Below are 14,297 nucleotides of genomic sequence, written 5' to 3'. Positions count from 1 at the left end.
GGTATGGGACTTCCTCAATCCGGAAGCTCATCACATCCGTCGATCTCGAAAGTCTTGATCCGGGACGTGTCGCCTTTCAGCAGCCGGACCCGCGACTTGGATACGCCGAGGTGTTTGGCCAGGAACGCGCGCAACTCGGCATTTGCCTTCCCTTCCAGCGGTGGAGCCCCGACGCGGATCCTCACGACCCGACCGGCCCGGGGATCGTCCTCCCAGCCCAGCCACTCGGACTTGCGCGCATTGGGAACCGCCAAAACCTTGAGTTGCATGGGGAATTGATAGACGCGCCGGCGCGTTTGAAACACCCCGGATTCCGATCCACGGGCTTGCCGATTCTGAAGGTCGTCGCGTAGCGTGCCCGTAGATGCCGTCGTCCCCCACTCCCGAACCGGAACCCACGCGGCGCGAATGGGTCGGATTCTGGAGCATGATCGTCCAGCAGACGCAGAACGCGTTCAACGACAAGGCCGCCCAGTTCCTGCTCGTCCCGCTCGGGGGCGCGATCGGTTACACCCTGCTGGGTGCGGCAGTGGAAAGCTGGGCCACGATCTTCATCGCCCTGCCTTTCGTGCTGTTCGCGCCGCTGGCCGGATGGCTGAGCGACCGCTTCTCGAAGCGCGACGTGATGTTCGGCGCTGCAATCGCGCAACTGCTGATCCTCAGCTGGCTCTGTGGCGCGATCTGGCTGAACAACATGCCGCTCGCCCTCTGCGGGTTCTTCGCGCTCGCGATCCAGTCGGCGTTCTTCAGCCCGGCGAAAATCGGGATCAACAAGGAACTCGTCGGTTCCCGGCACCTCGGCTTCGCCGCCGGGATCCAGCAGATGACGGCGATGCTCGCGATCCTCGCCGGCCAGATCATCGCAGGGGTCGTATACGACAAGCGATACGCCGCGGCCGGAGGCACGCCTGACGTCGCATGGGAAACGGGCCTTCTGCCGATGCTCGTTCTCGCGGCATTGGCCATTCCCGCGATCATCATGGCGTGGATCGTCCCCCGCACTCCCGCCCAAGGAGCCGCTCCGCTGGCTCCGAAGATCGCGGTCGAGCACTTCACCCATCTCCGTGAACTCTGGGCCGACCTCCCGCTGCGACGGGCATCCTTCGCGGTCGCGTTCTTCTGGGGCTTCGCGACCTTCATCAACCTGTGGTCGGTCAAACTGGCGAAGACCCTGACCTTGGGGCAGGAGGGTTTCGGCACCCTGTCTTCGGTCTTCATGGCCGGGGCATCCATCGGCATGGCGGCCGGCTTCGGCATCGCCTCGTTCCTCCTCCGGCGTCGTATCGAGCTCGGATGGGTTCCGCTCGGTGGCGTGGCGATGACCATCACCGCCGCGCTGCTCGCGGCATTCATCGACCCCACCACCAGCCTCGCCCTGCTGGATGCGGAAGCTCTGGGTATCGGACCGCTGATCGCCGCGGTATTCCGCCCTTCCTCCGGAGCCTTCCTTTGGGGACTCACTCTGCTCGCCTTCTTCGCCGCGCTTTTCCTCGCTCCGCTCAATGCCTGGATGCAGGACCGGTATCCGCCGAAGAAACGGGGCGAAATGCAGTCGGCGGTGAACCTCCAGGATTGCCTCGCAGGCATCTTCGCCGCCGCATTCGTCGAGGGTCTCGCCGCCGGGATCCGGGCGATCGGCTTGCCCGACCTTCCCGGCTACCACATCCAGCTCCTGGCCGCTGCGTTGCTCTGCGGATTCATCACGTGGTACATCGTCCGGTTGATGCCAGGCGACCTCGTGCGGGTGATCGGGCTGACCCTCCTCGGTCTCTTCTACCGGATCCGTCCGGTCGGTGCCGACAACATGCCGAAAACCGGCGGCGTGCTGCTGCTGCCGAACCACGTCACTTGGGCCGATGCCTTCTTCATCACCGCCGCCAGCCCACGTCCGGTCCGCTTCGTGATGGATGCGGTTTACATGGAGAACCCGGCGATCCGCTGGTTCTGCAAACTCTTCCACACCGTGCCGATCGCTCTCGGAAAGCCGCGCGAGGCACTCCGGACCGCCAGCGAGGCGCTCGCCGCGGGCGATGTCATCTGCCTATTCCCGGAGGGCCAGTTGACCCGCACCGGCACGCTTCGCGAAGTGAAGCGCGGGCTCGAACTGATCGCCCGCCAAGGCGGGGCACCGGTGATTCCGGCATGGCTCGACGGGGCGTGGGGATCGATCTTCTCATACGAACGCAACCGCTTCTTCACCAAGCTTCCCTACCGCGTGCCTTACGGAATGCGGATGGCCTTCGGTACTCCGATCGAACCGAAAGAGGCGCGGATCGGGCGGATTCGCGACGGCATCCTCGAAGCCTCCGCGGACGCCATCGAATCGCGCCTTCCCCACTGGAAGTCCGATCCGCACCAGACCGCGAACGGCTACCAGATCGCCCAGGTCAACGCGTTGGTGCGCAAGCACGCGTTCGCCCGTTTGCCGGACGATCCGGAAGTCGACGCCCTGACCGGGCTTACCCGATTCTCCGAAATGTTCCGGGCCAAACCCGCGAAGTTTGACGACCCGGCGGACGAGAAACACCGCATCTGGGTCGGGGGAAGCCGGCTGCGCGAGAAGCTGACCGCAGCCCCGGCAAGAGACGAAGCTCATTCATTCTACGACTTCAGCCCGGACGCCCATCTGCCGCTGGAACTGGCCGGCTGGGATCACCTGCCGTGCCTCGCGATCGACGGAGTCGTCATTTCGATGTCGATGCCGCATTCCGCGAAGCCGCATGCCTCAAGCAGCCCGCAACCCGGCGTCAAACCCGGCAGCCTCGGCATCCTGCTGCCGGGCTTCGCCATCGACCGCTCCGATGAAGGCCGGATCACCCTCCGCGGCCCGTCCACACCCTCAGCAGGCATCCCCCTCCCCGACGGCTACACCATCGATGAAGAGGGCTTCGTCTTCCCGCCCCAAGCGTAGGATACAAGCGTTCGTAATTCCCCCTTCAGGGGGCTTCCGGACCGGTGGGACCCCGTAAACGGGGAACTACAAACCCCAGTCGCCGACCGCTGGAACGAGATTAGCTCTTCAGAAACTCGTCCATCTCGCCGAAGAAGTCGCCGAGTTCGTCGTCGCTGACTTCCGCACCCATGATGTCGTCCCAGCTGGTGTGGATCAGGTGCTCCTCGTCGAGTTCGGGAATGAAGCTGCTCGGGGTGCAGCCGATTTGCTGACCCCACTTCGTACGGGCCATGCAGTAGGTCATCGCGAGACGCTTCTGGGCCCGAGTGATCCCGACGTAGAGAAGACGTCGCTCCTCGTCCTTGGTCCCTTCCTCGATACTCCGCCGGTGCGGAAGGAAGCCCTCCTCAAGCCCGACCAGATACACTACCGGAAACTCGAGTCCCTTTGAGGCATGCAGAGTGATCAGAGTCGCACCCTGCTTCTTCTCGAGATCGTCGTCCTCCCGATCGGAGGCCAGCGCGCTGTCATCGAGGAACTTCCGCAAGCTCTTGCCCTTCTTCACGTACTTCGCGAGCTCCGACATCACCTCGTGCACGCTCTCGCCCCGCTGCGTCCGCTCGGTGTCGTTCTTGCAGTTGCGGCCCATCCAGTCGAGGTAGCCGCAGCTGTCGAGGTAGTCGTGAACCACCTGGTTGGCCGGCGCGACCTTGCCGTCGATCTTCATTTTCGCCGCGACGATTTCCGCGACGAACGAAGCGATCGCATTCCGCGGCCGGCTCGACAACAGGTCGGTGAACTCCGGATCGCACAATGCCTGCCACACGCTGCTACCACGTTCCCGGCTGAAATCGGTAGCCATCACCGTGGTCGCCTGCCCGATCCCCCGCGGCGGCGAGTTGAGGATCCGGAGCAACGGCACATCGGCATTCGGATCGTCGAGCACCTCGACGTAGGCCAGCACGTCGCGGACCTCCCGCCGGTCGTAGAAACTCTGCGCCCCGACCATCCGGTAGGGGATTTTCAGGTGTCGCATCGCCTCCTCCAGCTTGCGGCTCTGCCCGTTGGTCCGGAACAGAACCGCGAAGTCCTCCCACGGACGCTTCTCCGAGGCCTTGAGCGAAAGGATCTCCTCCGCGATGAACTCCGCCTCCTCCTCGTCCCCGGGCATGCCCACGATCCGCACCGGCTCGCCGCCGGCAATCGTCGCCCGCAGCTCCTTCTCCCGCCGCCCGGCGTTGCGACGGATCAGGCTGTTGGCGGTGTGGAGGATCGCATGGGTCGAGCGGTAGTTCTCCTCCAGACGGATCACCGTCGGGTCCGGGAAGAACTTCTCGAACTGCAGGATGTTCGCCACCTCGGCGCCGCGCCACCCGTAGATCGACTGGTCGTCATCGCCGACCACGCAGACGTGATACGGTTCGCCGACGAGTTGCTGCAGCAGGCACATCTGCAGGCTGTTGGTGTCCTGGAACTCGTCGACCGTCACGTGGGTGTAGGTCTTTCGGAAGTGCTCCCGCACATCGGCATGCTCGCGCAGCAACTCCTCGGCGAGGAGCAGGAGATCATCGAAGTCGACCGCATTGCGGGCACGCAACTCGTTCTGATACGCCACCGCGAGTTGAGCGAAGAAGTCGTCCTCGAGCTTCGCCACGTCGCGTCCCGCGTTCTTGGCGTTCGAGATCGCCGAGAGCACCACCTCCGCCTTCAGCTTCTCATCGCTCCCGCCCATCCGGACGATCAGCTGCTTCAGAATGCCGATCTGGTCGGTGCCGCTGCAGATCGAGAAGTTCTTCTTGTAGCCGAGCTTCTCGATCCCGCCCCGCAGAAGGCGCACACACAGCGAGTGGAAGGTGCAGACCGTCATGGCTTCGGCCTTCTTCTTCGAAACCATGCCGCCGATCCGCTCGCGCATCTCGCTGGCCGCCTTGTTGGTGAAGGTCACCGCCAGGATGTTCTCCGGAGGAATCCCCTGCTCGAGCATGTTGGCGATCCGGCAGGTCACCGTGCGTGTCTTGCCCGTCCCGGCGCCGGCAAGGATCAGCACCGGCCCGTCCAGCGTGGCCACCGCCTGCCGCTGGGCCCGGTTGAGCGAGTCGAATGAGAAAGCCCCTGCCATGCGCGGCGCGGATGGAAACCGCCATCGCCGACGATTTCAACCACCCGTTCCGAAAATTCCGGAGAGCCTGATTTTTCTTCGCGAAGCGGTGGTTTTTGCCTAGTCGAACGGTCGATGTTCGGCTTCATCGCCTCACCCTGCGCCCGCTGCACCGAGTCCTCGTTCCCCGCATGGCGGGGTTCATTCTGCGGTCTGGCACGCTGCCTCGGCCGGGAGTTCGGGAATCCATCGCGGTTGCTGGTGAATCGCGACGCGACCTTTCTCGCGCTGGTTGGTGTTTCGCTCGACCCTTCACCGCCACGATGGCGCCGTGAGACCTGCTGCAACCCGCTGGCCATGCCGTTTCCGGTCACCGACGACCACCCGGCGGTGATGCACGCCGCCGCCGTGTCGGTCTGCGGACTGGCGACGAAGCTCGCCGACGACTCCCGGGACGAAGGCCCGGTCCGACGAACCGCTTCACGAATTGGAGCCACGCTCGTCGAACCCGCTACCGACCGGGCGGTCCAATGGCTGAACAGTTCGTCATTCCCGACCCAGCGGGTCATCGAACTCCTCAACCGGCAGGAGGACCTCGAAGCTCGCGATCCGATCCACGCCGACCGGCCCACGTCCGAGGCATTCGGTACGATCACCGGCCATCTCGCAGAAGTCCTGCCGCTACCGGGCCAAGGGCCGGTGCTCCACCAACTCGGTTCCGCCCTTGGATCACTCGTTTACTGGCGCGATGCTTGGGACGACCGCGAAACTGACCGCCGGAAAGGCCGCTTCAATCCGTTCCACCGTGTCGCAGAGCCGGCCATCGGTGAGCGGATCCAAGCCGCCTGGTCCGGTTTTACCGATGCCCTTTCGAAGCTTCCGTTCGTCCGCCATCGCGAGTTGTTTGACAGCCTCTGCCTGACCACCGCCGAGCGCCATGGCTCATTCCTCGAATTGAAGTCCGAGGAGAAACTGGAGCGTCGGCGGAAGCGGCGCCGAGATCGCGAGCAAAGCCGCTGCTGCGACTCATGCGACTGCTGTCCTTGCGAGTGTTGCAATTGCTGCCCGTCCTGCGGCTCCGGAACCGCGAGGAGCGCCGCCGGATCAAAGGGCTGTCTTGATGCCTGCTTCGACTGCGGCCCGGGCGACAGTGGCTGCTGCGATTGCTGTCCGTGCGACGGCTGCGACTGCTGTCCTTGCAATTGAAGGGGTGGATGAATCCAGGCGCCACTAGTGGGCGCGGCGGAATTCCTGCCGCATGGCGGAGGGCTCAAATCCCCACCCCGCGGTCCGCCCGCCAATCCCAGCGCCGAAGGTGCGTCGGCATTTAGCCACGGGGTTCACCCCGTGGTGGTCGGTTCGCGATAGGATTCGAGCCCCGGAGGGGCGTAGGCGGAGCGGAGTTCTCGGGTAAAGACGGCACCGCCAACGCCCCTGCCGGGGCTCTGGATTTCCTGCGCGCATAAAACCACGGGGTGAACCCCGTGGCTAAATGCCGACGTCCCTTCGGGACTTCAAACCCCGTGGCTAGATGCCGACATCACCACGGGACTTCAAATCTCGTGGCTAACCACCGACGTCCCTTTGGGACCTTACCCGCCCGTGGCTAACCGCCGACCGAACTTCTTGAACCGGGAGCGGCGGGAATCCTTCAATCCCGCCGTCCGAGCAGCATCACCGCCCAGTAGGCGAGCTGTGCGATCGCGGCAACGGCGGCGGCAACGTAGGTCATGGCGGCCCAGAACAGCGCGTCCTTGGCCTTCTCATGCTCCATGTTCGCGACCGCACCGCTGCGATCCAGCCACGCGAGCGCGCGCTTGCTGGCATCGAATTCCACCGGCAGCGTCACCAGCGAGAAAAGCGTCGTCACGCCCATCGCGCCGAGAAAGACCCAGATGAAAATCGTCGCCTGCGAGCTGAATGCCACCGCCCCGAGAATCGCCATCCACATCAGGATGTTCGTCAGGCCACTGGCCAGCTGCACCGCCGGCACCATCTTCGAGCGCATCGTCAGCCACGCGTAAGCCTGCTGATGTTGCAGCGCGTGACCACACTCATGGGCCGCCACGGCTGCGGCAGCGACGGTGTTCTGGTGATAAACCGGCTCACTGAGGTTCACGGTCTTCTTCCGCGGATCGTAGTGGTCGGTCAACTGACCGGGCACGCTGACGACCTGGACGTCGTTGATTCCGTTCTGGCGCAGCATCATTTCGGCCACCTGCGCGCCGGTCATCCGGATCGGAATCTGCGAGTATTTCTGGAAACGCGACTTCAGAGTCCCGCTGATCAGCATGCTGACGAGCATCGTCGCGCCGATCAGGATCCAGTAGCCGATGCCGAAGAGCGGCGTGCCCTGCTGGGGCGCCTGCTGCAGCTGGGCGAGGAGCAATTCGAAGTTCATGGCGATATCCTAGCCACACTTGGGCGGCGCGCAACCTGCTCCCGTTTGGAAAATCCCTCCCGTTTTCCATCCGGATGCCCCATTCTGAACGCATGAAACACGTCCTTATCACCGGCGCCACCCGCGGCCTCGGCCGGGCGCTCGCCCTCGGATTCGCCGATTCCGGCTGGGCCGTCAGCGGCTGCGGGACGTCCGCCCACGCGCTCGATGCCCTCACGACCGACCTCGGCGACCCCCATCTGGTCCGCGTTTGCGACGTCACCTCCTCGGCCGCGGTCGAGCGATTCGTCGACGAGGCCGTGGCCCTTCACGGACCGCCCGACCTGTTGATCAACAATGCGGCCCTGATCAATGCCAACGCCCCGCTCTGGAAGGTCCCGCCGGAAGAATTCTCGAAGGTGATCGACGTCAACCTGAAGGGCATCCACCACATGATCCGTGCCGCCCTGCCCCCGATGCTCGAGCGCGGCTCGGGGATCATCGTCAATCTCTCGTCCGGCTGGGGTCGCTCGACCTCGCCCGAGGTGGCCCCATACTGCTGCACGAAATGGGGGGTCGAGGGCCTGACGCTCGCCCTCGCCCAGGAACTGCCCAAGGGACTCGCCGCGATTCCGCTCAATCCCGGCATCATCGATACCGACATGCTGCGTTCGTGCTTCGGCGAAGGCGCGAGCGATTTCCCGGATGCCAAGGCCTGGGCCGAGACCGCAGTCCCGTTCCTCCAGAAATTGACGCCCTCCGCCAACGGCCAGTCATTGACCGTCGGCTGAGCCCGGGTATGGGGGCCGCGCGCATGATTCCCGTCACTTTCCACCGCGGTCTGTTCCTGCCCGAGGCGGACCTGTGGCTGGACCCGTGGGATTCGCAACCCACCGCCTTCGTCTCGCACGCTCACGCCGACCACTTCGCGCGCCACCAGCAGGTGATCTGCACGACCACCACGGCCGGCCTGGTCCGCGCCCGCTACAAGGTGGCGGAGTCGAGACTCCTGCCGCTCGACGCGCACGTCCCTCACGAACTCAACGGCCACCGCATCCGGTTGCTCCCGGCCGGCCACATCTGCGGCTCGGCCATGATCCATGTCACGCGCCTGTCCGATGGCGCCACCCTGCTCTACACCGGCGACTTCAAGACCCGGAAAAGTCGCACCTGCGACCCGGCGACCTTTCAACAGGCCGACCTGCTCATCCTCGAAACCACCTTCGGCCTGCCCCACTACGTCTTCCCGCCTGCGATGGAGGTCGAAAGCGCGGTGCTCGGGTTTGTTCACAACACCTTCCACGACGGCGATGTGCCGGTGCTGCTCGGCTACTCGCTGGGCAAGGCGCAGGAGGCACTCGCGCTGCTGCACGAGCACGGGATCGCGACGGTCGTGCACCCGAAGGTCGCGGAGATGACTGATGCCTGCCGCGAGGTCGGAGTTAAGACCCTGCCCGAGCCGCAGATCCTCGACTCGGAGATTGCCGGCAATCTCCCGAAGGACACCGCGATCATCGCGCCGCCGAATGCCGTGCGCTCGAAACTGCTTCGAGACATCCGCAACCGCCGCACCGCGATGCTCAGCGGCTGGGCGATGACGCCCGGCGCGTCCTACCGCTATCGGGTCGACGAGGCATTTCCGATGTCGGACCACGCCGACCATCCGGGCCTTCTCGAATGCGTGCAGCGCGTGCGCCCGAAGCGCGTGCTCACGGTGCACGGCTACGCCCGTGAGTTCGCCGCCGAGCTTCGCCAGCGCGACATCGATGCCTGGTCCGCCACCGGCAACGACCAGCTCGAGCTGGCGGTCGTCGGCACGCGCGGGCCCGCCGGGGAAAAGACGCGCAAGAGCTCCGTCTCACTCCGGCACTCGCGCCCGATCTGCCCGCTCGCCGACTTCACCGACCTCTGCCGCCTCGTTGGTGAAACGAACAGCCGCAGTCGCAAGACGGAGCTTCTCGCACGGTATCTCGCCGAACTCGACGACTACCTGGCAACGGCAACCACCTGGCTCACCGGTCGCGCCCTTCCCCGCGCCGAGGGCTCCCTTCAAACCGGGACAGCCGCCCTGCGTCGCGCGCTGCTGAAACTCCCCGGCGCCCGCGAGGAGCGCTACCGGGAGATCTCGCTGACCCAGAACGACGCCGCCCGCACCGCACGGCTTTTGCTCGAGGAACTTCACCTCGAACCGCAGCCGCTCGACATCGCCGGGCTCAAAGGGTTCTTCACAACGCTCGCCGGAACCGACGGTTCACTCGCCCGGATCGAGCTGCTCGCCCAACGGCTCCGAACCCTGCATCCGGCCGAAGGAGAGACGGTCGTCAAACTGCTCACCGGCGATCTCCGGATCGGACTCAAGGAGGGGCTCGTCGAGGACGCTCTGATCGAAGCCTTCGAAGCCGATCCCGTGTCCTTGCGTCGCGCCCACATGCTCACCGGGGATCTTGGAGAAACCGCCCAGCTCGCCAAAGCCAAGTCGCTTGAGGAGGCATCGCTCCATCCCTTCGTTCCGGTGAAGGTCATGCTGGCTTCTCCCTCGGAAACGGCACGGACCATCCACGAACGGCACGGCGACTCGCTGTGGCTCGAGCCGAAGTTCGACGGCATCCGCGCCCAGCTCCATAAGCAAGGCGATCGGGTGTCCGTCTTCTCACGCGACCTCCGCATCCTCGACCGCCAGTTTCCGGAGCTGCTTGAAGCCGCCCGGAGTGTCACCGGTGACTTCATTCTCGACGGTGAAATCATCGCCCATGCCGAGGGTCGGCGTCTGACCTTCTTCGATCTCCAGAAGCGCCTCGGGCGACTCAACACGACGCAGACCGACCTCTTCGCCGAGTCGGCCCAGGCCGATCTGCCACCGGTCCGCTTCATCGCCTTCGATGTGCTGTTGCACGACACAGACACGCTGCTCGACCTGTCACTCATGGATCGACGTCAGAGGCTGGAACAGGTGATTTCCCCAAAGGTCGAAAGCGCCGGAGTGATCACACGCATCCCGGTCACGAAGACCTCCGGGATCGAAGCCATCGAAGAGGCGTTCAAGCTCGCCCGTGGTGAGGGACACGAAGGGCTGATCTCGAAAGATTCGGAAAGCCCCTACTCTCCGGGTCGCCGCGGCAGGGCGTGGTTGAAGCTCAAAGGCGTGATGCCGACCCTCGACTGCGTGGTTATCGCCGCGGAGCAGGGACATGGCAAACGAGCCGAGGTCCTGAGCGACTACACCTTCGCCGTGCGCGACGAAACCGGAACCCTGCGGACCATCGGCAAGGCCTACAGCGGGTTGACCGACCTCGAGATCGAGGAACTCACCGAGCACTTCCAGAAACACACGATCGAGAAGAAGCGGCGCAAGCACCTCGTCGAACCGAACCTCGTCCTCGAGATCGCCTTCGACTCGATCCAGCCGTCCAAACGCCACGACTCCGGCCTCTCGCTGCGTTTCCCGCGAATCAAGGCCATCCGCCGCGACAAGACCGCCGACGAAATCGACACCCTCGCCTACGCGAGGTCGTTGTTAGGATAGGCATGTCACCCTTGAAATGGACCGCGAGCTTCAGCTCGCCCCCGGAACCCCGGCAAACGGACCGACGGGGCGAGCTGAAGCTCGCGGTCCATCAACTCCGAATTCACCTCATCGAACTGGCGATGAACCTCCTAAAGGAGGAACTACGAACCCCACTGTCGCGCCATTGTGGTTTGTAGTTCCCCGTTTACGGGGTACCAGGCGCTCCGCCACGGAAACCCGGCCCTATTTCACCACCAGCACGTCGCACTTCAGCATCACGATCACCTTCCTGCCCGGGTCGAGCTGACCGTCGTCGCCAGACGGGGTGAGAACGGTGACGAGGACATACTGGCCGTCCATGCAGGTCAGCGCCGTGTTGACCGATTGTTTGGCAAACAGCGGGAGCCTGTCCTGATGCACCTCGCCGCTGACCGCCGTGAATTCGGAGTGCACACTGAAACCCGTGAGAAAGACGATTTCCGGCGCGAAGTTTAGATCGATGGTCTTGTCGTTCCAACCGAGATTCGGCGCCACCTGAAAAGTGGTTCCGCGGTTCCGGGTTTCGAAAGAGGGCGGTGTGTACGGAATCCGAAGCAACGAGCGAATCTGAATCCTCCTGAGCTCCTCGGGCGTAGGCGTCCACGAACCGACACTCCCGGGCAATTCCGGCGGCTCGTATTCCGCTGGGTAAATGAACTCGTGGATCGACTCCACCGTCGCCTTCTCCCCACTTCGGCAAACCGTCATCATCGTCTCCACGACTTCCGCCCGATCCGTCTCCACCATTTCGGCGAGCTTCTTCCGAAGCTCGGTCGCATCCGCGTCATTCCTCCGCCCGGCCAGGAGCTTTGTGAAGTCGGCGTGCGCCACTTCGATGAACTCAACCTGGATTCGCATCATCTTCGGCAGATCCCGGTCGGGATTCGAAGGATCGAAGGGCAACGGTTCGCCGGGCGCGAACGGATCCTCGACGATCGGAGGAGCCGCCGTGCAGATCATCGCCGCACCCAACAGCATCAGCGGCACTTTCATCGCTCGCCCTCCTTCACCACCACCACATCGCACTTCACGAACACCATCACCTTTCGCGACAGGTCACCGACCCCGTTCTGGTTCTTCGGCGTGAGCACAGCGACCAAGTTGTACTGCCCGTCGATGCAGGTAAGCGATGTACCAACCGAGAGTTTGTAGAACTCCGGCATCTGCACTTTGGACACGTTGCCGAACGCGTCTTTGTCCTCCGCCCAGACCGTGTTGCCGGTGTGCCAGACGATCTCGGGCGCGACGCTGAGATCAATGTACTTTCCTCCCGCTCCGAAACTGGGTGCAACTTCCAAAGTGCTCCCGAGATTCCTCGTCTCGAACGCCGTCGGGGCGAATTGCGTCCTCAACAAGCTCATCGCCTTGAGTTCCTCGGCCGAAAACCCGACGCCCTTCGGCTTCTCCGGGAAGTTGACCTTCTCCGGGACGACCGGCGGCTCGTACTCGGTCGGGTAAATGAATTCCCGAATCCCTTCACTTGTCGCTTTCTCACCACTCCTCGCCACCACCATCATCGTCTCCAACACTTCCGCCTCACCCGCCTCGACCATTTTCCCGACTGTCTCCCGGAGCGGGGTCGCATCGGCGACCTTGGGCTTCGACAGAAACAGCAGCTTCGTCAGCCGCTTGTGGTCCATCTCGACAAACTCAACCTGGACCTGAACCTGCATCGGATCAACTGCCTCCTGATCTTCCGGCGAGAACGGATCGGGATCGGCTTGAAGACTGAGCGGCCACATGGCCAGCCCGACGAAAAGGGGGAGAGCGGGAAACGATTTCATCACGAAGCCTGATAGACGTCGTGCCGGCCAAAGTCATTCAGGGAAATTTTCACACCTGACTCCGGTCCATGCCTTCCGGCGTCAACTGATCGAACTGGCGATGGACCTCCTGAAGGAGGAACTACGAACCCCACTGGCGGGCCTCAGGGGTTTGTAGTTCCCCGTTTACGGGGCCGCGGCGGTCCGTGTCCCCCTCACCGCGTCCATCCGCCGCCAAGCGCCTGGATCAGGCGGGTGGTGGCGAGGGCGCGGTTGAGTTGTACACTCACAGTCTCACGCTGGCCGTTGAGCGAGTTCCGCTCGGACTCGACGACTTCGAAGTAGTCGGTCGCGCCGCCTTCGTAGCGCTTGCGCACCAGTTCGGCGGCCTTCTTCGAACTCTTCGAACCTCGCGCCCGCGCCTGCGATGCGGTGGCCAGCCGACGGGTGTCATTGAGCGAGTCTTCGGTTTCCTGGACCGCCTTCACGAGGACGTCGCGATAGTTTTCCAACGCCTCGCGGTACGCCGCCTCCGCCTTGGCCTTGTCGCCGAATGCCCTGCCACCTTGGAAGATCGGCACGTCCACTTCCGGTCCGAGCGACCAGAGCTTCGAGTTCGAATTGAAAAGATCACCGGTGCTCAGCGAGCCGAAACCGCCCGAACCGTTCAGGCTCACCCGTGGCAGGTAGCTGGCAATCGCCACGCCGATGCGCTCGCTCGCCGCCGCAAGCCGACGTTCCGCAGCCGCGATGTCTGGACGCCTGCGCAGCAGATCGGACGGCACCGCACCGGGGACACCCGGCGAACTCGGCCGTCCGCTGCGGGCCGGAATCCGGAACCCGGAAGCACTGCGTCCGACCAAGGCCGCGACCGCGTTCTCATACTTGGCGCGCTGGGCACGAAGCTGTTCCAGCTCCGCCTTCACCGCCTCGTGCTCCACCACCGATCGCTCGTGGTCGACCCGGCTGCTCGCCCCTCCGTCGAAACGCGCCTTCATCAGTCGACGCGCCTCGCTCCTCAGTCCTTCGGTCTCTTCCAGAAGCTCGATTTCCGCATCCGCGAAGCGCAGCGAAAGGTAGGCCCGCGCCACCTCCGCACGCAGTGAAAGCAAGACCGCCTGATACTCAAATCCAGCCGCCGAGGTGTCCGCCGCGGCCGCTCCGATCTGGCGCCGGACCCGCCCCCACAGGTCGATCTCCCAGCTCAGGTTCAGCGCCGCGCGGTAGTCGTTGTAGATACCGGCGGAAAAGTTCGTGTTGCCGCTGTCCTGTCGCCGCGTGGCATACATCTCACCGGTGATCGCCGGTGAGGCGTCGGCCTTCGCCAGTCCGAGGTCCGACCTCGCCTGGTCATAGCGCGCAAGGGCGGCTCGGGCGCTCGGCCCACCCTGCTCCGCCATCCGGATGTAGCGGTCCAGTTCCGAGTCGCCGAAAAGTTTCCACCACGATCCCTCCGGTGCCGGGGCCGAGAAGCCCGCGCTCTTGAACGAGGCCTCGAGCTTGGCCGGAGGCACCTGATAGTCCGGTCCCACGGCGCAGCCTGCCAACAGCAGGACGCCGAGACCGAGGCAGCAGCCTGAAAACGGAGTGATCGGAAGGAGCTTCATGAAGGGAAAGGG

General features: G+C 64.2%; 10 protein-coding genes. 4 read left to right on the top strand and 6 right to left on the bottom strand.

The features are described 5' to 3' along the window. Positions 1-14: 14 nt before the first annotated feature. The gene (locus tag HAHE_RS14535; protein ID WP_338685420.1) at positions 15-269 is read right to left on the bottom strand and encodes a DUF167 domain-containing protein; all 255 of its coding nucleotides are present in this window, start codon (positions 267-269) and stop codon (positions 15-17) included. A 95-nt stretch (positions 270-364) separates the two neighbouring features. On the opposite strand from HAHE_RS14535, the gene HAHE_RS14530 reads away from it, so the two are divergent. Beyond that, a complete protein-coding gene (locus tag HAHE_RS14530; protein WP_338685418.1) occupies positions 365-2,911 on the top strand; it encodes an MFS transporter in 2,547 nt (848 codons plus the stop codon). Positions 2,912-3,011: 100 nt separating this feature from the next. On the opposite strand, the gene HAHE_RS14525 is transcribed toward HAHE_RS14530, so the two are convergent. Beyond that, on the bottom strand, positions 3,012-5,012 hold the full coding sequence (locus HAHE_RS14525; protein ID WP_338685416.1) for an ATP-dependent helicase: 2,001 nt from the start codon (positions 5,010-5,012) through the stop codon (positions 3,012-3,014). A gap of 114 nt (positions 5,013-5,126) precedes the next feature. On the opposite strand from HAHE_RS14525, the gene HAHE_RS14520 reads away from it, so the two are divergent. Then, positions 5,127-6,197 carry a DUF5685 family protein gene (locus tag HAHE_RS14520; RefSeq protein WP_338685414.1) on the top strand — a complete coding sequence of 357 codons (1,071 nt, stop codon included), beginning with the start codon at positions 5,127-5,129 and terminating at the stop codon, positions 6,195-6,197. A gap of 445 nt (positions 6,198-6,642) precedes the next feature. Here the strand turns inward: HAHE_RS14520 and HAHE_RS14515 are convergent, their stop codons facing one another. Further along, positions 6,643-7,392, bottom strand: a complete 750-nt coding sequence (locus HAHE_RS14515) for a zinc metallopeptidase (RefSeq protein WP_338685413.1) — start codon at positions 7,390-7,392, stop codon at positions 6,643-6,645. A gap of 92 nt (positions 7,393-7,484) precedes the next feature. Between HAHE_RS14515 and HAHE_RS14510 the strand changes: the two genes are divergently transcribed. Both HAHE_RS14510 and HAHE_RS14505 read left to right on the top strand, forming a co-directional pair. Then, entirely contained in the window at positions 7,485-8,162 is a 678-nt protein-coding gene (locus HAHE_RS14510; RefSeq protein ID WP_338685412.1) for an SDR family oxidoreductase, read from the top strand. A gap of 23 nt (positions 8,163-8,185) precedes the next feature. After that, positions 8,186-10,894: an ATP-dependent DNA ligase gene (locus tag HAHE_RS14505; protein ID WP_338685411.1), complete on the top strand. Its 2,709-nt coding sequence runs from the start codon at positions 8,186-8,188 to the stop codon at positions 10,892-10,894. A 225-nt stretch (positions 10,895-11,119) separates the two neighbouring features. Here the strand turns inward: HAHE_RS14505 and HAHE_RS14500 are convergent, their stop codons facing one another. The 3 genes from HAHE_RS14500 to HAHE_RS14490 all read right to left on the bottom strand — a co-directional run bounded on the left by HAHE_RS14500 (position 11,120) and on the right by HAHE_RS14490 (position 14,285). Further along, complete coding sequence (locus HAHE_RS14500) at positions 11,120-11,908, bottom strand: hypothetical protein (protein ID WP_338685410.1); 789 nt, start codon at positions 11,906-11,908, stop codon at positions 11,120-11,122. Beyond that, positions 11,905-12,699 carry a hypothetical protein gene (locus HAHE_RS14495; protein ID WP_338685409.1) on the bottom strand — a complete coding sequence of 265 codons (795 nt, stop codon included), beginning with the start codon at positions 12,697-12,699 and terminating at the stop codon, positions 11,905-11,907. The genes HAHE_RS14500 and HAHE_RS14495 overlap by 4 nt, the downstream gene beginning before the upstream one ends. A gap of 194 nt (positions 12,700-12,893) precedes the next feature. Next, positions 12,894-14,285, bottom strand: a complete 1,392-nt coding sequence (locus HAHE_RS14490) for an efflux transporter outer membrane subunit (protein WP_338685408.1) — start codon at positions 14,283-14,285, stop codon at positions 12,894-12,896. Positions 14,286-14,297 lie beyond the last annotated feature (12 nt).

The organism is Haloferula helveola (assembly GCF_037076345.1).
Lineage (GTDB): Bacteria > Verrucomicrobiota > Verrucomicrobiia > Verrucomicrobiales > Akkermansiaceae > Haloferula > Haloferula helveola.
Note: the sequence above shows the minus strand (reverse complement) of the source record. Positions and strands in the feature narration are given on the sequence as shown.